This is a genomic window from Pandoraea oxalativorans, from assembly GCF_000972785.3.
Taxonomy (GTDB): Bacteria; Pseudomonadota; Gammaproteobacteria; order Burkholderiales; family Burkholderiaceae; genus Pandoraea; species Pandoraea oxalativorans.
This window is the reverse complement of the sequence record NZ_CP011253.3, coordinates 1,645,493-1,666,556: the sequence shown is the minus strand read 5'-3', so window position 1 is coordinate 1,666,556 and position 21,064 is coordinate 1,645,493. Positions and strand designations below refer to the sequence as shown.

The following is a 21,064-nucleotide window of genomic DNA, read 5'->3' as shown; positions in this document are numbered from 1 at the left end:
GCCGGTCAAACATGTTGCTAATCAAGCCAGCCAATCTGCCTCTAATTAGTACTGCTCAACGTCCAGGTGACGTATCGAACTTGCTTTACGTGGTGCTGCGGCTCAGGTCCGCGGCTTTCACGACCGGCTCGCTCGACTCCGCCTTGTAGTCGCTGGCGTAACGCTGTGCCAGACGGGCACGCATCGGCTTCAAGACAAACAAGGCGAGGAAGGCGGCGAAGGCGTTCATGGCGCAAGCGACCATGAATACAGCCTGCCAGCTACCGGTCATCGAGGTGATGACGCTGGAGAACGGCACCAGCAAGGCGGCGGTCCCCTTCGCGGTGTACAACATCCCCGCATTGGTCGCGGCATACTTCGAGCCATACGTATCGGCGCAGGTTGCCGGGAACAAGCTGTAGATCTCACCCCAGGCGAAGAACACCAGGCCGGTCAGCAGCACGAAGGCCACCGGATGCTGGCCGTACTTTGCCAGTGCGTAGATCCCCACGGCTTCCATCGCGAAGGCAATGAACATCGTGTTCTCGCGACCGATCTTGTCCGATATCCAGCCGAACACCGGGCGCGTCACCCCGTTGAGCACACGGTCGATGGCCAGTGCGAAGGTGAGTGCGGGCAGCGTGAGACCGAGGAGCGAGACAGGTGCCTGATCCAGACCGTAGTCCTTGGCGATCGGGCCGAGCTGTGCCGTTGCCATCAGACCGCCAGCGGCCATTAGCACGAACATCAGGTACATCAGCCAGAACACCGGGGAGCGCATGACTTCCGTCGGCTTGGCGTTGTAGCGCATTGCGCCCGGTGCCAGCTTCTTGAGCGCTTCGATCGACGCGGGCGGACTGGCGAGCGCCAGACCCAGCACCAGCACGATGATCCCCTGCCCCAGCCCGAAGGTCAGGAAAGTGTTCTCATAGCCGCTGGTCTTGATCATGTTGGCGATCGGTACCACGGTCAGTGCCGAACCGGCGCCGAAACCGGCGGCGGTAATACCTGCGGCAAGACCACGGCGGTCCGGGAACCACTTCAGTGCGTTACCCACGCAGGTGCCATACACCGCTCCCGCGCCGACACCGCCCACCGCCGCTGCGAAATACAGCATCGGCAGCGAAGACGCATAGGCATTGAGCACCCATGCGATACCGCACAACAGCCCACCACCGACCACCACCGGGCGCGGACCGAACTTGTCGACCAGATATCCTTCGATCGGCACCAGCCAGGTTTCCGTCACGACGAAAATCGTGAATGCCACCTGAATGGCCGTACGGCCCCAGTGATACTTTTCATCGATCGGGTTGACGAACAGCGTCCACCCGTATTGCAAGTTGGCGATCATCGCCATGCAAATCACGCCGAACACGAGCTGAACCCACGGGCTCGCGAACACGGATTGCTTGCCGTGTTGATTTGTCGTCTCCACTTGTACCTCCTCCATCGGTTTTCAGTTGTTTGGCAGCTTCACAACAACAACACCTTCCGGATGGGGTCTGTGCCCCCTGGGTATGCTTTACGAGGTCTATGCCTCGTCGACTTGTCTCTGATGCTCACGGGAGTCCATTGCACTTCCCGTAAATATACCGAACGAAATATACGATATATCAGATATAAGTCAACACTAATTTATTGCTGTCCTCGTTTTCCACCTCGCGTGCCGAAGTCGTTTTCGTCCATTGCATCGAAAACAACTACGGCACGCGAGGCACTGTCCTAAGTGGCGGCTAGATACAGTAACGCAACTGTAGGACGGAGCGGCGCAACAACGCAATGCGAAAACACTAAGGAGTTAACCTGATCCGAGAACCTTGCCCAACAAGGCGCTCAGCCCTTTTATATCGGGCTCCTTGGGATTTTTTAAAACGAGCATAAGGCGATATTTTTGCTAATTCCTCTCACAACACAACGCTCTCCTCCACGCCCCCGAATCTCTGTAACACACCGTAATAATTCACTCACAGGCGGTCCCCGAACATTTCACAAGTGCAGTTCATGACCGCAAAGCTCACACATGCGAAAGCCCGCGAAACCCCTTTTCTCAGACCTGTTCGGGGAAACCATGAGGGCAAAAGGGCTACGAAGGCTTGGCGCTATTCTTCTTGTGATATACGATATACAACATTTGGTATTAGAAGAATCATAAGAATAAAACGGCCAGTACCAGGCCCGGGTTTCGATTGACCTTTGGAGGGAGAGACTTCATGAAGATTTGCATCTATGGCGCCGGTGCCATCGGTGGCTATCTCGGCGTGCAACTCGCGCGCGCCGGAGCCGATGTCAGTCTGGTGGCACGTGGACCGCACCTCGCGGCCATGCGCGAGCACGGACTCAAGCTGCTCATCGATGGCGAAGAGCGCGTCGCCCACTTGCGTTGCACCGACGATGCGCGCGAACTCGGGCATCAGGACTACGTGATCATCGCCCTGAAAGCGCACTCGGTACCGTCGGTACTCGACGCGATGCAGCCGCTGATCGGCCCGAACACGGCCGTCGTCACGGCCGTGAATGGCATTCCCTACTGGTACTTCTATAAGCACGGCGGCGCGCTCGAAGGCACGACGCTGGAGAGCATCGATCCCGGTGGCCGTCAGTGGCGCGAACTCGGCCCGGAGCGCGCAATCGGCTGCGTGGTGTATCCGGCCACGGAAGTGGTCGCGCCGGGTGTGATTCAACACGTCTACGGCAACAAGTTCCCGCTGGGCGAAGCCAGCGGCGAGCGCAGCGAGCGTGTGGAGAAGCTCTCGCAGATCATGATCGCCGGTGGGCTCGACGCCCCGATCCGCGAGAACATTCGCGACGAAATCTGGCTCAAGCTCTGGGGCAACCTCTGCTTCAACCCGATTTCGGCGCTCACCCACGGCACGCTCGACATCATCGCCAGCGATCCGGGGACACGTGCCATTGCGCGCGCCATGATGCTCGAAGCGAAAGCCATCGGCGACAAGTTCGGCGTGCACTTCCGCGTGGACGTCGAACGTCGCATCAACGGTGCCGGTGCGGTGGGCGCGCACAAGACCTCGATGCTTCAGGATCTGGAGCGCGACCGCGCGATGGAGATCGACCCGCTCGTCTCCGTCGTTCAGGAAATGGGACGCCTGGCCAACGTGCCGACGCCCACGCTCGACGTCGTACTCGCACTAATCAAACAACGTGAGTTCATGACGAAGCCGGATGCCGTGGCGGCCGCGCAGGAACGTCTGGCCAAAGCGGCATGACGTCATCGTTGTTTGTTTGAAACACCCGATCGCAGGGCACCGTGGCCTGCCCTGCCCGAATCGGCACTGACTATATATATAGAGGGCGATGCGACGGGTCTGAACAACGCGTCGCCAACCCCACCCCGCAAACGCTCATCCGTGCCGCCACCGGACCTCCGGTCGCGGCCGATTTTTTGCCGAAAACCCCGGCGCTCTATCGCCGATGCAGGGTCATCACCGCTGTGGTTTCGCGGCAACGCAATAACGTCAGTTTGGTCCACCCCGGAAGTAGCACCCGAATCACTGAAAACTGCGTGCGCCACTGGCGTCCCGAAATTCGCACCATTGCAAGCCAGACGGACATCCGAGGAGGTTCATCGCCATTATCGATCACACAAAGACCATCGGAAAAAGAGACAAATCCGAGACGTGTAAGCGCAGTGAGACCTGAAGAACGTCCCGAAAAACGATAAATTTTGATATTCGGTATGTGGTATATCTTGAGACTTGTTGCGGCGCGACATACAATGCAAAGCAAGTTCTCCCCCACATTACGATCCGTCAACCTTTATCTGGAGTCTCACCATGTTAGTCGCTGCCCTTACGCTTCTCGCCCTGGCTTCTGCCCTCGCCGCCGGTGTTGCAATGGTTCATCTGTTCGTCGCCCTGCCCGCCAAAATGCTCGAAAAGGCTGAAACCAACGGCCATTTCGCCTATCTGGCAGAAACCACGCAGGCAAACGAATCGGGTAAACTCGTCACGAAGCTGGCGACCCTCGTGGGGCAGCAAGCATTGCGCCTCTGAAGGGGCCGTAATACCTAGGAGACTATTGCATGTCCCTGATCACCCCAACTCCGGTGCGCGTGACGCCACTCGCACTGGAGCCGATCGACACCACTACGAGTTTTCGTAATCAGGCGTATGCGCTGCTGAAAAAAGCCATCGCCGATGCCGATATTTATAATCAGAAGGATGAAATTCGCCTGGACGAGCGTCAGCTCATCCAGGTGCTTGGCGTTTCGCGCACACCGATTCGTGAAGCCATGACCTTGCTGGAACAGGAAGGCTTTCTGCGCACGGTGCCGCGCCGTGGCATCTTCATCATCCGCAAGACCAAGCGTGAAATCGTGGAAATGATTCAGATGTGGGCCGCCCTGGAAGGGATGTCTGCGCGTCTGGCCACGCTGAACGCGAGCGACGAAGAGATTGCCAAGCTGCGTCATTTGTTCGACGAGTTCGTGAATGCACCGCCGACCGACCATATTGAAGAGTATTCGGACGCGAACATCGACTTCCACCAGGCCCTGATCAATCTTGGCGGCTCGCAAGCCATCGCCAACACGATCAAGAACCTGTTCATTCACGTACGCGCCATCCGTAAGGTGACGATTGCTCAGAACGACCGGGCAGCGCGCTCGATTGTCGATCACCTGAAGATCATCACCGCGCTCGAAAAGCGCGATACGGAACTCGCCGAGAAGCTCGCGCGCGACCACACCCTCGGTCTGGCCGCGTTCGTCGAAGAGCACTGCGATTTCCTCGAGTGAGCGCTTGATCCGGGTTTGACCCGCGTTTGACGTCTTCACGACGCGCCCACCGCGCGTCTGCGAAAAAGCCAGTGACAGGGAAGTGTCGCTGGCTTTTTTCTACCCTCCTCCCGCCTGTCACGCCCACCGGCATTGCCTTTCCGGATTCGGGTAAACGATCCCGCGAAACCGCTTGTCTCGGTATTGCACGTATACCGTATATGATATATCGTGTTTCACATACTGACCGAAGGTTGACGGAAGTCAGCAACGGGCGAGAGGCCGAGCCCGTGCGGCATATGGTGGGGGCTATGTGTCGCACGCTCATCCGGCGTCGCGCTGATCGACTAGACCCGAGAAGCAGCGTCGGATGTGACCAATGGGTCTCTCGCCCCGGGGCAGGACAAGAACATATAACCACCCTCAGGCGCACCGTTCCCCACCGTGCGCCAAACAGGAGACATCAGCCATGCGCGAGGCTTATTCCATCGCGACGGTGCAAGCGATTCTGGACCATCATGCTGCTCAGGAAGGCCCCCTTCTGCCGATCCTCCATGATGTTCAGGAAGCTTTCGGCTACGTTCCCCCGGATGCCGTGTCCGTCATTGCCAACGCCCTCAACCTGTCACGCGCCGAAGTGCATGGCGTGATCACGTTCTATCACCATTTCCGCACCACCCCGCCGCCGCGACACGTCATTCAGATCTGTCGCGCGGAAGCCTGTCAGAGCATGGGTGCCGACGCGCTCGTGGCACACGCCGAACGCGCGCTGGGTTGCGCGATGCACAGCCACAGCGGCGACGTCGCGCTCGAACCGGTGTTCTGTCTGGGTCAGTGCGCGACGTCCCCCGCGATCACGATCGACGACAAGTTGCACGCGCGCGTCACGCCCGAGAAATTCGACCGTCTGGTCGCCCGCGCCAAGGAAGCCGTATGAGCCAGTCCACTACTTCCGCCAAGACGGCTGTGCGCCTCTACCTGCCGCGTGACTCCGCCGCACTCGCGCTCGGTGCCGACGAAGTCGCCGACGCGATCGCCACTGAGGCTGCCAAACGCGGCATCGAGATCGAGCTGATCCGCAACGGCACGCGCGGCATGCTCTGGCTCGAACCGTTGCTCGAAGTCGTGACCCCGGCGGGTCGCGTCGCCTATGGGCCCGTCGACGTCGACGACGTCGCCTCCCTGTTCGATGCGAACGTCACCGCAGGCGGCGATCATCCGCTCGCGCTCGGTCTGACCGAAGAGATTCCGTATTTCAAGAAGCAGGAACGTCTGACGTTCGCACGCGTGGGCATCACCGATCCCGTTTCGGTCGACGACTACGTCGCGCACGACGGCTATCGCGGCCTGCGCAACGCCCTCGCACTGGACGCCGCGACCATCGTCGCGCAAGTGACCGAATCGGGCTTGCGTGGCCGAGGCGGCGCAGCCTTCCCGACCGGCATCAAGTGGAAGACGGTGCTGAACACGCCCGCCGCGCAGAAATACATCGTCTGCAACGCCGACGAAGGCGACTCGGGCACGTTCGCCGACCGCATGCTGATGGAGGGCGACCCGCTCGTGCTCGTCGAAGGTATGACGATCGCTGGCATCGCCGTGGGTGCCACGCGCGGCTATATCTACGTGCGCAGCGAATACCCCCACTCAATCGACGTGCTCAACGAAGCCATCGTCAACGCGAACAAGGCGGGCTACCTCGGCGAGAACATTCTCGGCTCGGGCCACGCATTCCACCTCGAAGTGCGTAAGGCCGCCGGGGCTTACGTCTGCGGCGAAGAAACGGCGCTGCTCGAAAGCCTCGAAGGCAAGCGTGGCGTGGTGCGGGCGAAACCGCCGCTGCCTGCAATCGAAGGTCTCTTCGGCCTGCCGACGGTCATCAACAACGTGATTTCGCTCGCTTCCGTGCCGATCATCATGGACCGAGGCGCGGAGTTCTATAAGAACTTCGGCATGGGACGCTCGCGCGGCACCCTGCCGATCCAGCTCGCGGGCAACATCAAATACGGCGGCCTCATCGAGAAGGCCTTCGGCGTGACGCTGCGCGAGATCCTTTACGACTACGGCGGCGGCGCAATGACCGGTCGCCCGCTGCGTGCGGTACAGGTCGGCGGCCCGCTCGGCTCGTACCTGCCGGAATCGCAGTGGGACACCCCGCTCGACTACGAAGCGTTCGCCGCGCACTGGGCCGTGCTGGGTCACGGCGGCATCGTGGCGCACGACGACACCGTCGATCTCGCCAGGCTCGCCCGTTACGCGATGGAGTTCTGCACCATCGAATCGTGCGGCAAGTGCACGCCGTGCCGCATCGGTTCGACGCGCGGCGTCGAAGTGATGGACAAGATCATCGACGGGCGCGACCGTCCCAAGCAGATCAAACTGCTGCGCGACCTGTGCGACACGATGCTCAACGGCTCGCTGTGCGCCATGGGCGGCATGACGCCCTACCCCGTGCTGTCTGCGCTGAATCATTTCCCAGAAGACTTCGGCGCGGCCGAATCGTCGAACTTGCCGACCAAGGCCGCCTAGGAGACCCCCGATCATGATGGATCCGATGTTTGAGAAGGATTACGGCACCCCGCGCCGCGAATCGACGAAGGAAGTCACGCTGGAGATCGACGGCGAACAGGTCACCGTGCCGGCGGGCACGTCGATCATGCGCGCGGCGTCCGAGGGTGGCGTGAACGTGCCCAAGCTGTGCGCAACCGACTCGCTGGAGCCGTTCGGCTCGTGCCGTCTGTGTCTGGTGGAAATCGAAGGCCGTCGCGGCTTCCCCGCGTCGTGCACCACGCCGGTCGAACCCGGCATGAAGGTCCGCACGCAATCGCCGAAGCTCCAGGAGCTACGCAAGGGCGTGATGGAGCTGTACATCTCCGATCACCCGCTGGACTGCCTGACGTGCGCCGCCAACGGCGACTGCGAGTTGCAGGACATGGCCGGGGTGACGGGCCTGCGCGAAGTGCGTTACGGCTTCGACGGTGCGAACCACTTCGACAGCGAAAAGGACGAGTCGAACCCCTACTTCACGTACGACGCCTCGAAGTGCATCGTCTGCAACCGCTGCGTGCGCGCCTGTGAAGAAACGCAAGGCACGTTTGCACTGACGATCTCGGGACGCGGCTTCGAAGCGCGCGTTTCGGCGGGCCAGGACCAGGCGTTCATGGATTCGGAGTGCGTGTCGTGCGGCGCCTGCGTGGCCGCCTGCCCGACCGCAACGCTGCAGGAGAAGTCCGTCATCCATCTCGGTCAGGCCGAGCATGCCAAGATCACGACCTGCGCCTATTGCGGCGTGGGCTGCTCGTTCAAGGCGGAGATGAAGGGCAACGAAGTCGTGCGCATGGTGCCGCACAAGGACGGTCAGGCCAACGAAGGCCACGCCTGCGTGAAGGGTCGCTTCGCCTGGGGCTACGCCACGCACAAGGACCGTATCCTCACGCCGAAGATCCGCAAGAAAATCACCGATCCGTGGCAGGAAGTGTCGTGGGACGAGGCGCTCGACTACGCGGCGTCGGAGTTCAAGCGCATCCAGGCCAAGTACGGCCGTGACTCCATCGGCGGTCTGGTGTCGTCGCGCTGCACGAACGAAGAAGACTACCTCGTGCAGAAGCTCGTGCGCGCCGCGTTCGGCAACAACAACGTCGACACCTGCGCCCGCGTGTGCCACTCGCCGACCGGCTATGGCCTGAAGGCGACGCTCGGCGAATCGGCCGGCACGCAAACGTTCAAGTCGGTCGAGCATTCGGACGTGATTCTCGTGATGGGTGCGAACCCGACCGACGGTCACCCGGTGTTCGGCTCGCGCATGAAGAAGCGTCTGCGCCAGGGGGCCAAGCTTATCGTGATCGACCCGCGTCGTATCGATCTGGTCAACAGCCCGCACATCAAGGCCGACTATCACTTGCAACTGCGTCCGGGCACGAACGTGGCCATGGTCAACGCGCTGGCGCACGTGATCGTCACCGAAGGTCTGATGGCCGACGCGTTCATCGCCGAGCGTTGCGAAGATCGCGCTTTCCAGCAATGGCGCGACTTCATCTCCCGTGCCGAGAATTCGCCGGAAGCGACCGAAGCCCACACGGGCGTGCCTGCCCACCTCGTGCGCGGCGCCGCCCGTCTGTACGCAACCGGTGGCAACGCGGCGATCTACTACGGTCTGGGCGTGACGGAACACGCACAAGGCTCGACGACGGTCATCGGCATCGCCAACCTCTCGATGCTCACCGGCAACATCGGCCGCGAAGGTGTGGGCGTGAACCCGCTGCGCGGTCAGAACAACGTGCAGGGCTCGTGCGACATGGGCGCGTTCCCGCACGAACTGCCGGGCTATCGTCACGTGTCGGACGCAAGCGCCCGCGCACTGTTCGAGGCCGAATGGGGCGTCGAGCTGCAAGCGGAGCCGGGCCTGCGTATTCCGAACATGTTCGACGCAGCACTGGCGGGCACCTTCATGGGCCTGTACTGCCAGGGCGAGGACATCGTCCAGTCGGACCCGAACACGCAACACGTCACGCATGCACTGGAGCAGATGGAGTGCATCGTCGTGCAGGACATCTTCCTGAACGAAACTGCGAAGTACGCACACGTGCTGCTGCCGGGTTCGTCGTTCCTGGAGAAGGACGGCACGTTCACCAACGCCGAGCGTCGTATCTCGCGCGTGCGTCAGGTCATGCCGCCGCGCGCCGGTTACGCCGACTGGGAAGTGACGATCCAGCTGGCGAAGCGTCTGGGCTACGAGATGAACTACTCGCACCCGTCGGAAATCATGGACGAAATCGCGCGTCTCACGCCGACGTTCTCGGGCGTGAGTTACGAGAAGCTCGACCGCGTGGGCAGCGTGCAGTGGCCGTGTAACGACGACGCGCCGGACGGCACGCCCGTCATGCACATCGACGAATTCGTGCGTGGCAAGGGCAAGTTCCTCATCACGCAATACGTGCCGACGGACGAAAAGGTCACGCCCCGTTTCCCGCTCATCCTCACGACCGGGCGGATTCTGTCGCAGTACAACGTCGGAGCGCAGACGCGTCGCACGGACAACAACCACTGGCACAGCGAAGATCGTCTGGAACTTCATCCGCATGACGCCGAAGAACGTGGCATCAAGGACGGCGACTGGGTCGGCATTCAGAGCCGGGCGGGCGAGACGGTGTTGCGTGCAATCGTCAGCGACCGCATGCAGCCGGGCGTGGTGTACACGACGTTCCACTTCCCGGAGTCGGGCGCGAACGTGATCACCACCGACAACTCGGACTGGGCGACGAACTGCCCCGAGTACAAGGTGACGGCGGTGCAGGTCACGCCGGTCGCACAACCGTCGGAATGGCAGCGTCAGTACTCGGACTTCAACCGTCAGCAGGAAGCGTTCCTCGGACACGACCGGACGACGGCGGCCAGCGCGAGCTGAGCCGGCAATCAGGCACGCGACGGCGCCGGTCGAACGACCGCACCGCCGTGTGCCGCCACGGACAATCCGCGTCCATCGTCGCATGCGCATAGTGCCGACGAGCTTCGCCGTCTATTGCCTGCAGACGGCGCGGCGGACGCGAGATTGGCCAAGCGAACCGGTGCAACGCATCGACAGAGAACGATCACAGGGGACAAGACAGATCATGGACACGGACAATCTGGTCAAGATGGCCAATCAGATCGGGGATTTCTTCGAGACGATGCCCGATCGCGGCGAAGCGCTCGAGAACATCGCCGGGCATCTGCGTCGCTTCTGGGCGCCGCGCATGCGCATGACGATTCTGGAGCATCTGGAGACGACGGACGGGCATGGCATGCGCGAGATCGTCGTGGCCGCCATCACCACGCATCGCGCCGAACTCTGGCCGCGCGGCTGACATTCGTCGAGGCCGATCGGCGGGACGCGAAGTCCGGCCGTAACATCAGGCGCAGTCGTGGAAACGATTGCGCCTGATGTCGCTGGCAGACGTCAATGCCGCTTCAGGCCCCCATTCAAGCCTTCAGGCACCCAGCTTGATGAGTACCGCACCGCCGACGACCAGACTGCATGCGACGAGACGCCGCGCGTTGAGCTTCTCTTGCATGAACAACCAGCCCAGCAGCACCGCAAAGATGGCGCTCGATTCGCGCAACGCCGACACCGCCCCCATCGGCAGAAACTGCAGCGCGAAGACCACCATGCCGTAGGCGCATTGTGCGACCACGCCAGCCCCCAGCGCTTGCGTCACCCGGCGGCGCGGCGCGAGGAACATGCCGCGCCATCCGCCCCGCCACGTCCACACCGCCCCGACCAGCGGCACGCTCGCCAGCAAGTACGCCCAGGCGATGTAGGCGAAGCCGTTCCCGCCGCTGCTGTTCGTTAAGCGAATGCCGAAGCCATCCACAATCGTGTAAGCCGCAATGAACACGCCGGTGAGCAAGGCCGCAGGCACGCTGTCGCCGGACAGACGCCGTCCACGCAACGCGAGCGTCAGAATGCCGGTGCAGATGCACGCGATGCCGACCACCGCGATCCAGCGCGGCAGTTCGCCCGCGAGCAGCAGCGCCGCCCCTGAGATCAGCAGCGGCGAGATGCCACGCGCAATCGGATAGATCTGTCCGAACTCGCCCACGCGATAGGCGCGGATGAGCGCCGCCGTGTACGCCACCTGCGCACATGCGGACAGCACAATGAGCGGCCAGACTTCGACCGGCGGTATCGGCAGCACCGCAATGCCGACGATGGCAGTGAGCAATTGCGGCACGGCCATCATGCCGACTTGCCAGAGACGATCGGGACTCGCGTGAAGGAAAGCGTTCCAGGTGGCGTGCATCAGTGCCGAGAGCAGCACGAGGAGCACGATGGGCGTGGTGGTCATGTCGATCGGATGCAGCGGCGGTGTGTCGGAAGTGGGCTGACAAGGGCACAAAAAACGGCGCAAAAACCGGCGCTGAAAACGGCGCGTCGGCGGCAAGGGCATCAGCCACCGAAAGTTGTCCACACCCTTTGTGGATAACCCACTGGATAACCTGACATCGACTTCTGAGTCGCCCCGTGAACAGGGGCTGTCAAGAGCCTTGCTCAAAAAACGGTCAGCGAAGGAACAAATATTCGACTTGACGGCCTGTCCCCTCCCTGCTCAACGGCCCGCCTCCTCATTTGCCGACACATGGGACGACATCTCGGCATCCTTCTCAGTTTGAGGCGACGGGCACGCTGCGCTTTCAGGCGTCGGGGGCGGGCGACTGCGGCGTAGCACGCAACGCGGCCATCACCTGGCTCTGTCCCATGCCCGCTTCCGGCGACTTCTGCAGTGCCAGCAGATAGCGTTCGCCAAACTCGTCGACTTCGCCGCCGGTACGACGGAACAGTCTGGCGGCTTCGTCGGCCAGCGCAATGCCCGCCTCAGCCAGTGGTGGTTCCTGCTCCTGCCATTCGTCGAGTGCGACGATCAGGCGCGAGACCGGATCGAGCCAGCGGAACCAGGGGTCTTCGGTGAACAACTGGACGAAGCGGCCGGTCGGCACCGCGCCGAAAACCGCTTCGTATTGCTGACGGTCATAGTCGATCAGCACCTTGTGCTGGGCAAGCAGCGCGGCACGCAACGCCTTCAGGGCAGCGATCTGGGCAGCACTGGCGGGTGTGGTTTCGGTCGGTTCGGTCATCTCTGGCACCGGGTTACGTCAGAAAGGATAGGAAACAGAATTGGAAAGCGTCTGACATGCACTTTAGGACTTAGCCCATAGCCAACAGACGTCTGGATCACGATACTACACGGGTCTCGCAAACACCTCGCGAGACCAGGCTTTCACTTCCCCGTGGGAGGCCTGCTTCCTCACCCGCCACCCGGCGGGTTTTTTTTGCCCGGACACTTCGTCTACGTACATCGTCTGCACACTTCGTTTATCATCGGCAGCGCCCTGACCTCCCCACTCTGCGTGGCTCACGTTCCGATATGACCTTTCCCCTGCGTCCCAAGACCATTGGCGTTATGGGGTCCGGCAAACAGCCGTGGCCCGAACTTGCCGTGCCGCTCGGCCGTGCGCTGGCGCTCGCTGGCTTTCACTTGCTTACCGGCGGTGGACAAGGCGTAATGACGAGCGTGAGCGAAGCGTTCTGCTCCGTGCCGCAACGCATCGGCCGAAGCATCGGCATCGTGCCGACGGAGACCGTCGCAGGCACGGATGAGGCAGACGATGGGCACATGGACGCGCCGAGCACTTTGCGCGCCGTGCCCGGCTATCCGAATCCGTTCGTCGAAGTGCCGATCCTCAGTCCGCTGCCTCGCCATCTGCCCGACGCGCCGCCGGGGACCCTTTCGCGCAATCACATCAACGTTTTGTCCAGCGACGCCATCGTCGCCCTGCCAGGCAATCACGGCACGCGCAACGAAGTCGGGCTCGCCGTACACTACGGCAAGCCCGTGATTCTTTTCGGGGAGAGCGAGCACTTCGCGGACATGCCCGCGTCGCTCGTGAGAACGGTATCGCTCGATACCGTGATGGACTTCGTCAGAACGGTACGGTGAGCTTCGCGTCGATGGACTGGAAGCGATAGGACCAACCCGGCGGGCCGCTCGCTGCGGGCATCCACGGCGCATTCAACCGCTGCATCACCGACAAGTCGAGCTTTGACGTCCCCAGATAATGCGTGTGACTCAGCCCGACCTCGGCGTAACTGTCGTAGGTGTGGATCGCGTTCGGATCTTCGGTGCGACTGCGGTTGTAGCGCAGCTCGACGCCGGTCGTCCCGTTGGACGTCACATCGAACGCGCGGCGCACACGCCACTGGAGCGTCTGCGTCTGCGTGGTGCCCGTCGCAATCTGATCCGTGGCGGCATTGGTGGAGCCGGTGATCCCGACCGTCCAGTCGGCGTCGATGGGCAACGAATAGTTGGCCGTCAGATCGCGATTGGTCGCGTCACGTCGCGCATTCTGCAAATCCTGACTGAGCTTCGTATCGAGCTTGCCGTACATCCCCAGCGGGTTGTTCATCAGCAGATTGGCGGTGCCCTGCATCTTGCCGGTGGTCGTCATACCGCTGTTGTTCATGCCGACATTGAACTGATACGGACGGTCGTTGAGTACCTGTAGCCCGATAGCCCCCTCGCCCGGGGTACGGCTACGGGTCGCAACGAAAGGCAACTGGTCGTCGCGCACCACCAGTCCGCGACGCATCAGCATGCGGATGTTACGGTTCGCCAGACTCTCATGACGTGGCATGCCGCGCAGGCACGATGCGCGTGCGAGGAACGCGTTGGGCGGTGCAACGTCGGGCAATGGTTGCGGGTCGGTGGCAGCGGCGGTAGCGCCCGAGGCCACGGCGTCGATATCGACGGCATGGATCGCGGTGCCGTCCGCGCTCAATTCCGGCGCAACGGCAAATTCGGCTGCGGGCAGTGGCGGTGACGGCGGAGTCGGGGAGACGACCGACGTCGCGTCCGCCGTCTCGGCAGAGGCGCCACTCGCGCCGTCTGCTGCGACGGCTTGCGACGGATCGGACGACGTGGACGCGCCACCAGTCGCCGCAGTTGTACTCGAAGCCACAGCTGCGGCCGCATCGGCGGCACGCGTGGCCGCCTCGCGATCGACGGCCGCAGCGACCGCATTCGGGTCGTCGCTTGCGAACAGTGCAATCGGATCGGTCGCCGCACCCGGGTCCTGCACGACCGGCGGTGACGGCGGTGGTGGGGGCGGCACGAAATACTGAGGTGCCAGTCCACGGTCCCACAATCCGTAGGACACAGCATTCTGCTCAGTGAAACACGGCGGATTAGGATCCGAGAAGAGAGATTGTGCGTGCGTGCCCACCGGCATTCCGGCACTCAGACACGCGGCCAGCAGGAGGCAACTCCGCACGACCGGTTTTACCGACATTCGACACCTGAAAATCCCACCCCGCACCGTTGCCGTCAGCCAAGCGTCGTGCGCCGCGTTCGACATGAGGGGGGGTGATGTAGCGACAAGGGCCTATTTTACGTCGATCGGGTGACGCTCTGCCAGTCACGAAACGCCCAAAACCCCTGGGAACTCTTTCATGGGATTGCCACTCATATCGCGTGACTTCCCCTGTAGTGATTTTTGCCCGCCTCGTGCGGGCGTTTTATTTTGCGATTCCACATCGCAAAAAAAGCCCGGGGAGTGGGTTCCCGGGCAATGGTCGATCGCCATGGAGGGGCGACCGAGGGGGGCCAGCCGATGCCGCGTCCCGGTCAGGACGCAGCACCCTCGTCGTCGCGTCGATTACTTCTTCTTCCCACCTTTTCCGCCAGCGAGGAAGCGTTCGTTGTACTCATCCATGAGCTTGCGCACCGTCGCACCGATCTGGATGTAGTCCGGTTCGTTGAGGTTCGCGAGCGACACGCGGCCCGACGGGTGCAACGTGCCGAAACCGCGCCCCGGCAGCAGCACGACGCCGCTTTCCTTGGCCAGACGGAACAGCACCTCCGACGGATCGATGTTCTTCATGAACCAGTCCACGAACGCCTTGCCGTAGATCTTCGAACCCAACACCTCGAGATCGAGGATGTTGTAGTAGTCGACGGCCGTCGGCCCGGTTTCTTCCGAGATCCCCGCCGCGCGATACATCACGGCCTTGCGGCGGCGGATGATGCGCTTCACAGCGTGCTTATACGCATCCGGCTCGTCCATCAGGCAGAACAGCGAGAACAGCGCCATCTGCACCTGCTGCGGCGTGGACAGACCTGCCGTGTGGTTGAGCGCCACAGCGCGGCTGTCGGCCACGAGACGGTCGATGAACTTGAGCTTTTCCGGCTCCGTCGTGATCGACGAATAGCGTGCATTGGGCCCTTCGCGCTGCGCCTTGGGCAGTTTGGCAATCTTGTCGTCGAAGACATTCTTCTCATGCGTGGCAATCGCGCCGAGACGCCAGCCCGTCGCCCCGAAATACTTCGAGTACGAATACACGAGGATGGTGTTGTACGGCGCAATCGCGAACAGCGAGCGGAAGTCGTCGGCAAACGTGCCGTAGACGTCGTCGGTCAGGATGATCAGGTCCGGGCGCTTCTTGACGATGCCGGCGAGATGTTCGAGCGAGGCGTCGTCGAGCTTCACCGACGGCGGATTGCTCGGGTTCACGAGGAAGAACGCCTTGATCTTCGGATCGAGCAGCTTGTCGAGTTCCTTCTTCGAGTACTGCCAGCCCAGGTCCGGATCGGCGTTCAGATTCACTTCGTGAAGCTGATAGTCGGCCAGTTCCGGGATCTCGATATACGGCGTGAAGATCGGCATGCCCAGCGCAATCGAATCGCCTGCTTGCAGCAGGTGGTTCGTCTTGAGCGTGTTGAACAGGTACGTCATGGCTGCGGTGCCGCCCTCGACCGCGAACAGGTCGAAGTTGCCCACGAACGGATGACGTCCGACCATCTCGCGACGCAGATACTTCGCCGAGATCTTTTCGGTATTGCGCAGCATACGGTCCGGCACCGGATAGTTACAACCGAGAATGCCGTGCACCATCTCCGTGAGGAAATCCTCGACGACGAGCCCCATCTGATCGCGCACGTACGAGATCGATTTTTCGAGGAACTTCACGCCCGGCGCGTGCTGGTTCTCCCGGGCGAAGTCTTGCCAGCGGGCTTCCACGCCCTTGCCCGGCGGAATGCCGCCCACGCCTTCGGGCATATACGTGAACTGGCGTTCGGCTTCGGACAGCGCGAACAGGCCCAGTTGGAAGAACCCATGGCGCGGTTCGAGCGCCAGGAAGTTCGGGTTGCCGCGACCGGCGTTGAGCATCGAGCGCTGTGCGCCATTTTCCTGCGCGAGTTCGATCAGGGTGTCCTTGAATTCGAACGGGCTGAGTTTGGCGAGTGCGTCGAGTTCCTTCGATTTCATAGCAATTTCTCCATGAACAACCACTTACAACCCATAGCGATGCCGTCCTGCGGGGGCAGCGACGGACGATCGGGACGAATGCATCGATTAAATAAAAGCAACAGGGGACGGCCGTCGCCTCAGGTCAGCGACACCACCAGCGGTCCGAGCAGCGTAAGCAGCACGTTGGCGATGGCGTAGGTGATGGCGAACGGCACGGTCGGCACGTTGCTCTCGGCCTTGTCCAGGATTTCGCCGAAGGCCGGGTTCGCACTGCGCGAGCCGGACAGCGCGCCGGCCAGAATGGCCACGTTGTCGTAGCGCAGCACATAGCGTCCGAACAGATAGGTGAGCAACAGCGGCACGATGGTGACGATCACCCCGGCGACGAAGATCGAGACGCCGCTTTGCTGCAACGTCTGCCAGGCCTGCGCGCCGGCGGAGAGCCCCACGCAGGTCACGAACGTCGCCAGCCCCAACTCCTTGAGCAGCGAGCTTGCCGCGAGCGGCATGGCGCCGAACGTCGGATGCTTGCCACGCAGCCAGCCGAAGACCAGCCCCGCGAGCAGCGCACCGCCGCCGCTGCCCAGCGTCAGCGGAATGCCGCCGACCTTGACCACGATGTAGCCGATCAGCAAGCCCACGACGATGCCGATGCCCATGTACACGTAGTCCGTCTTCACCGAGTACGCGACCGGATAACCCGCTTCCTTGGCGGCACGTTGCACGTCGCTGTCGGCACCGTACAGCGTGACCACGTCGCCGTGATAAACGACGGTGTCGTCGAGAATCGGCAAAGGCTGGCCCATCCGCGTGATCTTCGCGATGTACACGCCATGCTTGACGTCGCGTTCCACACCGGCCTTGAGTTCGCCGAGCGTCTTGCCGTTGCCGCCCTTGCGCGCGAACACGACTTCCTGCATGCGCAGTGCGATATCGAGATCGGCCGACGGGCGTTGTTCGTCACCGAGCAGACGCCAGGCCTCGGTGGCCGCTTCACGCCGACCGATGAGCATGACGTCGTCGCCCGCTTCGAGCACGAGATCGTCGGTCGCGATAATGATCTTGCCGTTGCGGCGCAGCCGTTCGATGGTCACGCCATCGGTCAGTTGCTTCTCGATATCGACGACGCGCTTGCCCGCACCGGTCGTCACGCGATAGACGCGGCCCACGAGCGCCGGCAGCGAGTCGACCTGATCGGCGGAGAGGACCGCGCGGCCACCGGCCATTTCGAGTTCGGCCTTCTTGGCGTCGTCCTTGAGCGTGCGGCCCATGAGCTTCGGCACGAGCGACGCGCACACGATGATCGCGCCCAGACTGCCGAAGATGTACGTCACCGCGTAACCGATGGCGACTTCGGATTGCAGGCGCTTCACTTCGTCTGCGGGCAAGCCGAGGCGCGAAATGGCGTCGCCCGCCGTGCCGATGATGGCGGACTGGGTGAGACCGCCGCCCGCCACACCGGCCGCGAGGCCCTTGTCGAAGCCGAAGATTTTCGCGCAGATCAGCACCGTGACCAGACCGGACGCCGCAAGAAACAAGGCCATGCCGATCTCACGCAGCGTTTTGCGCGAGAGCGAGCTGAAGAACTGCGGTCCGCTTTCATAACCCACGGCGTAGATGAACAGCGCGAACATGATGCTCTTCACGCCGGCGTCGACCGAAATACCGATTTGGGAGACGACCACGGCCACCAGCAGCGAGCCACCTACGCCCCCTAGCTGGAACGAACCGAACTTGATCGACCCGATGGCGTACCCGATGGCGAGCGACAGGAAAATCGCGACCTCCGGGACATGATTCAGAATCGTATGCACCAGTTCCACGGCAGAACCTCCGTCAAAAAGATGAATGCGGTCGCTGGCGGGGGAGCCGGCGCCGCCTCGCTAACGCGAAAACTGATGGGCGACGAAAACCACCGCCGGCCCCATGAGCGGCAGCAACACGTTCGACAGGGCGTACGTCACCGTGTACCCGACGACCGGCAATGCGCTGTTCGCGGTTTGCACCACTGCACTAATGGCAGGCGTGCTGGCTTGCTGACCCGCAATGGCGCCGATGAGAATCGGGCCGTCGATACGCAGCAACTTGTGGCCCACCCACAGCGACACGAGCGCCGGAATGAGCGAAACGCAGATCCCCACCACCGGCAACGCCATGCCGTGCTCGCGCAGCAGCACCGCCGCCTGCGGCCCGGCCGACAGGCCGACGCACACCACGAACACCGCCAGCCCGAGGTCTTTGAGCAATTCGTATGCGGCTGGCGGGAACGTGCCCCACGTCGGTCGACGCGACAGCAGCCAACCGCTCGCCAGCCCCGAGACCAGCGCGCCGCCGCCCGAGCCGAGCGTCATCGGCGCGCCGCCGATGTGCACCGACAAGTGCCCGATGCAAAGGCCGACGATCAGCGCAAGGCCCACGAAGACAAGGCTCGTCTTGTTGCCGTGCGGTACGGATTTGCCCATGACGGCACCCGCGCGTTCGACGTCTTCCTGCAAGCCTTGCAGCGTCACCACGTCACCCCGTTGCAGCGGGATTTTGTTGAGCGAAGGCAACTGCATGCCCATGCGTTTGACGGATTTGACGAACACGCCGTGGCGTAGCTCGACCGGCGCTTCGCGTCGCAGATCGGCCACGGTGCGCCCTTCGGCTTCCTTGTTCGTCATGATGAAATCGCGCTCCACGAGCACGATGTCGCTCGTCTCGGTGCCCGGGACTTCCGGGCCGATAAGCGCATGCGCTTCGAGCATGGCGTCGCGACGTCCGTCGAGCAGCAGTTCGTCGTTGAGGTCCAGCGTGAGGTTCTGCGCGACGGCCACTTGCGTCGCGGCGCGGCGCACCCGTTCGATAGCGACCCGCCCGTCCAGCGCGGCTTCGAGCGCGGCGACGGAGAGTCCGGGGTGTGCGACGCGATAACTGCGGCCCACCAGATCGGGCGCGGCCGGTGCGCCAAGCTCGTCACCGTTCTCGTCTTCCATTTCCTTGGCAAGACGTGCGCTATCGGCCTTCAGATCGATGCCGAGCAAACGCGGGGCGAGCAGATTAGTGAACAGCACGATGGTGATGAGGCCGAACACATACGTCAGCGTATAAGCCGTGACGACGTTGGCCTGCCAGGCCTTGAAGGCTTCCGGATCGAGCCCGAGACGTCCCAGCGCTTCAATGGCCGTACCGACCATCGCCGATTCCGTTGCAGCACCGGCCGCCAGACCGCCCGCCGTGCCCGGATCGAGACTGAGGAATTTCACGGCCAGCATCACGATGCCGAACACGAACACCACTTCGATGATGGACAGCACGCCGAAGCGCAGGCCGCGCAGGTTCAGGTTCTCAACGAACTGCGGACCGGCAGAAAAGCCCATCGCGAAGATGAACAGCGCAAAAGCGAAATCCTTGAGCGAGCCTTCGACCATACAGCCGGTCTGTCCTACGAGTAACGCGACAAGCAGCGCACCGCACACGCCACCGAGCTGAATCGGGCCGAACCTGATGCGCCCCAGGAGTTGGCCCAGGACGACGCAAACGAACACGGTAATCAACGGCACGGCATTGAACAGCGGAACTGAACACTGCATACAGGCTCCTGCCACATGTCGCACTTCGGCGACGGGCTACCGCACTTGGCGGCATACGTCCGGCATACGAGACATCAGAGAACGACAGAGAACGACAGATTGTCGTGGCATCGGCCACGTCAATCGGGAGACAGCAGACCGTGCATCGGTCGTACGTTTTGCACCTTGCGGGAACCGCCTGGCGTTTATGTAGGGAGGGCGCACACGGCGCACTTATTACCGGCGCCAACTACGCGATCGTCGCGCAATTAGCTAGCACAAGTAATTAAAATTACGCTATCTGCGACTGTTCCGCATTTCGAGGCGACGCGATGTCGGCATAGTGTTGTTCAACGTTCCGGACGTGTCAACAGGTTTCGCGTAAGGTCCGCGCCTTGTGCGCGTCAAGTCCTCAATTTCACCCACTATGTCGGAATCCTGATTAATAGTCGATGAACGTCGGCCACGCGGGCGGCGTGTCGACAGCGCCCGCGAAATCGCGCGATAGCAACGTCGGCCCTGAGGAAAATCGCACAGAGGATGGATGAAAATTTTTCAGGTTCCGCGACAGGATGCCGCAGGGGCACGGCGGCCGGAACGGGCGGAAGCCGTCGCCATCGCGTGACGGATGGCGCAGGACGTCAGACGAGGGAGTTACTTCGGTGCGCGGATTTCGTGGAGGGTGCCCGGCCCCCAACCGGTGGCGTCCCACTTGCCGTCGCGCAGCGTCCATTCATGGACACCGGTCTCTTCCCAGTGCGGCGGGGTATAGCGCATGCCGGGGCGCTTGGCTTCCATGTGTCCGTCCACCCAGTCGTAGCGACCGTCTTTCCACTGCCAGTAGCCCGGCACCCAGAACTCCCCCTTGGGTGCGGCGTGCGGATCTTCGAAGCGCGGCGGCGGCGGACCGCGTTGCAGCGTCACGTCGGCCAGCGCGGGCAGGCTTGCCAGACACAGTGCGGCCACCAGCGCAAAGCGACGATGAGGGCGATGTGCAACGAGGACGCTCACGACGGACGTG

16 protein-coding genes are annotated in these 21,064 nt (G+C 62.4%); 8 read left to right on the top strand and 8 right to left on the bottom strand.

What is annotated here, in order from left to right; translation table 11 throughout:
* Window positions 1–85 precede the first annotated feature (85 nt).
* Complete coding sequence (gene oxlT, locus MB84_RS07515; RefSeq protein WP_046291331.1) at window positions 86–1,432, bottom strand: oxalate/formate MFS antiporter; 1,347 nt, start codon at window positions 1,430–1,432, stop codon at window positions 86–88.
* Window positions 1,433–2,192: 760 nt separating this feature from the next.
* Here oxlT and MB84_RS07510 point away from each other — a divergent pair.
* The 7 genes from MB84_RS07510 (at window position 2,193) to MB84_RS07485 (ending at window position 10,554) form a co-directional block, all read left to right on the top strand.
* Window positions 2,193–3,206, top strand: coding sequence for a 2-dehydropantoate 2-reductase (locus tag MB84_RS07510; protein ID WP_046291330.1), 1,014 nt, complete (start codon window positions 2,193–2,195; stop codon window positions 3,204–3,206).
* A gap of 567 nt (window positions 3,207–3,773) precedes the next feature.
* Complete coding sequence (locus MB84_RS29815; RefSeq protein ID WP_157122656.1) at window positions 3,774–3,992, top strand: hypothetical protein; 219 nt, start codon at window positions 3,774–3,776, stop codon at window positions 3,990–3,992.
* Between the two features lie 29 nt (window positions 3,993–4,021).
* Window positions 4,022–4,735 (top strand): GntR family transcriptional regulator, encoded by a 714-nt coding sequence (locus tag MB84_RS07505; RefSeq protein WP_039399646.1) that lies wholly within the window; start codon window positions 4,022–4,024, stop codon window positions 4,733–4,735.
* Between the two features lie 448 nt (window positions 4,736–5,183).
* Window positions 5,184–5,651 carry a formate dehydrogenase subunit gamma gene (locus MB84_RS07500; RefSeq protein ID WP_039399648.1) on the top strand — a complete coding sequence of 156 codons (468 nt, stop codon included), beginning with the start codon at window positions 5,184–5,186 and terminating at the stop codon, window positions 5,649–5,651.
* Window positions 5,648–7,240 (top strand): formate dehydrogenase beta subunit, encoded by a 1,593-nt coding sequence (locus tag MB84_RS07495; protein ID WP_046291329.1) that lies wholly within the window; start codon window positions 5,648–5,650, stop codon window positions 7,238–7,240. Before MB84_RS07500 ends, MB84_RS07495 begins: the two co-directional genes overlap by 4 nt.
* Before the next feature lie 13 nt (window positions 7,241–7,253).
* Complete coding sequence (gene fdhF, locus MB84_RS07490; RefSeq protein ID WP_046291328.1) at window positions 7,254–10,115, top strand: formate dehydrogenase subunit alpha; 2,862 nt, start codon at window positions 7,254–7,256, stop codon at window positions 10,113–10,115.
* Window positions 10,116–10,320: 205 nt separating this feature from the next.
* Entirely contained in the window at window positions 10,321–10,554 is a 234-nt protein-coding gene (locus MB84_RS07485) for a formate dehydrogenase subunit delta (protein WP_039399652.1), read from the top strand.
* Window positions 10,555–10,677: 123 nt separating this feature from the next.
* Here MB84_RS07485 and MB84_RS07480 read toward each other — a convergent pair whose 3' ends face one another.
* Both MB84_RS07480 and MB84_RS07475 read right to left on the bottom strand, forming a co-directional pair.
* Window positions 10,678–11,535 carry an EamA family transporter gene (locus tag MB84_RS07480; protein WP_046293529.1) on the bottom strand — a complete coding sequence of 286 codons (858 nt, stop codon included), beginning with the start codon at window positions 11,533–11,535 and terminating at the stop codon, window positions 10,678–10,680.
* 346 nt (window positions 11,536–11,881) lie between these two features.
* On the bottom strand, window positions 11,882–12,322 hold the full coding sequence (locus MB84_RS07475; RefSeq protein WP_046291327.1) for a hypothetical protein: 441 nt from the start codon (window positions 12,320–12,322) through the stop codon (window positions 11,882–11,884).
* 290 nt (window positions 12,323–12,612) lie between these two features.
* On the opposite strand from MB84_RS07475, the gene MB84_RS07470 reads away from it, so the two are divergent.
* Window positions 12,613–13,185 (top strand): SLOG cluster 4 domain-containing protein, encoded by a 573-nt coding sequence (locus tag MB84_RS07470; protein ID WP_046291326.1) that lies wholly within the window; start codon window positions 12,613–12,615, stop codon window positions 13,183–13,185.
* Here MB84_RS07470 and MB84_RS07465 read toward each other — a convergent pair.
* The 5 genes from MB84_RS07465 to MB84_RS07445 all read right to left on the bottom strand — a co-directional run bounded on the left by MB84_RS07465 (window position 13,169) and on the right by MB84_RS07445 (window position 21,054).
* The gene (locus tag MB84_RS07465) at window positions 13,169–14,401 is read right to left on the bottom strand and encodes a ShlB/FhaC/HecB family hemolysin secretion/activation protein (protein WP_157122655.1); all 1,233 of its coding nucleotides are present in this window, start codon (window positions 14,399–14,401) and stop codon (window positions 13,169–13,171) included. The genes MB84_RS07470 and MB84_RS07465 overlap by 17 nt on opposite strands.
* 498 nt (window positions 14,402–14,899) lie before the next feature.
* A complete protein-coding gene (locus MB84_RS07460) occupies window positions 14,900–16,510 on the bottom strand; it encodes a bifunctional aspartate transaminase/aspartate 4-decarboxylase (RefSeq protein ID WP_046291324.1) in 1,611 nt (536 codons plus the stop codon).
* A gap of 119 nt (window positions 16,511–16,629) precedes the next feature.
* Entirely contained in the window at window positions 16,630–18,315 is a 1,686-nt protein-coding gene (gene aspT, locus MB84_RS07455) for an aspartate-alanine antiporter (RefSeq protein WP_046291323.1), read from the bottom strand.
* A 60-nt stretch (window positions 18,316–18,375) separates the two neighbouring features.
* Complete coding sequence (aspT, locus tag MB84_RS07450; RefSeq protein ID WP_046291322.1) at window positions 18,376–20,064, bottom strand: aspartate-alanine antiporter; 1,689 nt, start codon at window positions 20,062–20,064, stop codon at window positions 18,376–18,378.
* Window positions 20,065–20,697: 633 nt separating this feature from the next.
* The gene (locus MB84_RS07445) at window positions 20,698–21,054 is read right to left on the bottom strand and encodes a YXWGXW repeat-containing protein (protein WP_169834990.1); all 357 of its coding nucleotides are present in this window, start codon (window positions 21,052–21,054) and stop codon (window positions 20,698–20,700) included.
* Window positions 21,055–21,064: the final 10 nt, after the last annotated feature.

Bases quoted from the DNA above. Each gene is read 5' to 3' on its own strand.
- MB84_RS07495 (WP_046291329.1), top strand. From the start codon at position 5,648: ATGAGCCAGTCCACTACTTCCGCCAAGACGGCTGTGCGCCTCTACCTG.
- MB84_RS07460 (WP_046291324.1), bottom strand. From the start codon at position 16,510: ATGAAATCGAAGGAACTCGACGCACTCGCCAAACTCAGCCCGTTCGAA.
- MB84_RS07500 (WP_039399648.1), top strand. From the start codon at position 5,184: ATGCGCGAGGCTTATTCCATCGCGACGGTGCAAGCGATTCTGGACCAT.
- MB84_RS07480 (WP_046293529.1), bottom strand. From the start codon at position 11,535: ATGACCACCACGCCCATCGTGCTCCTCGTGCTGCTCTCGGCACTGATG.
- MB84_RS07475 (WP_046291327.1), bottom strand. From the start codon at position 12,322: ATGACCGAACCGACCGAAACCACACCCGCCAGTGCTGCCCAGATCGCT.
- oxlT (WP_046291331.1), bottom strand. From the start codon at position 1,432: ATGGAGGAGGTACAAGTGGAGACGACAAATCAACACGGCAAGCAATCC.
- fdhF (WP_046291328.1), top strand. From the start codon at position 7,254: ATGATGGATCCGATGTTTGAGAAGGATTACGGCACCCCGCGCCGCGAA.
- MB84_RS07510 (WP_046291330.1), top strand. From the start codon at position 2,193: ATGAAGATTTGCATCTATGGCGCCGGTGCCATCGGTGGCTATCTCGGC.
- aspT (WP_046291322.1), bottom strand. From the start codon at position 20,064: ATGCAGTGTTCAGTTCCGCTGTTCAATGCCGTGCCGTTGATTACCGTG.
- MB84_RS07485 (WP_039399652.1), top strand. From the start codon at position 10,321: ATGGACACGGACAATCTGGTCAAGATGGCCAATCAGATCGGGGATTTC.
- MB84_RS07505 (WP_039399646.1), top strand. From the start codon at position 4,022: ATGTCCCTGATCACCCCAACTCCGGTGCGCGTGACGCCACTCGCACTG.
- MB84_RS29815 (WP_157122656.1), top strand. From the start codon at position 3,774: ATGTTAGTCGCTGCCCTTACGCTTCTCGCCCTGGCTTCTGCCCTCGCC.
- MB84_RS07470 (WP_046291326.1), top strand. From the start codon at position 12,613: ATGACCTTTCCCCTGCGTCCCAAGACCATTGGCGTTATGGGGTCCGGC.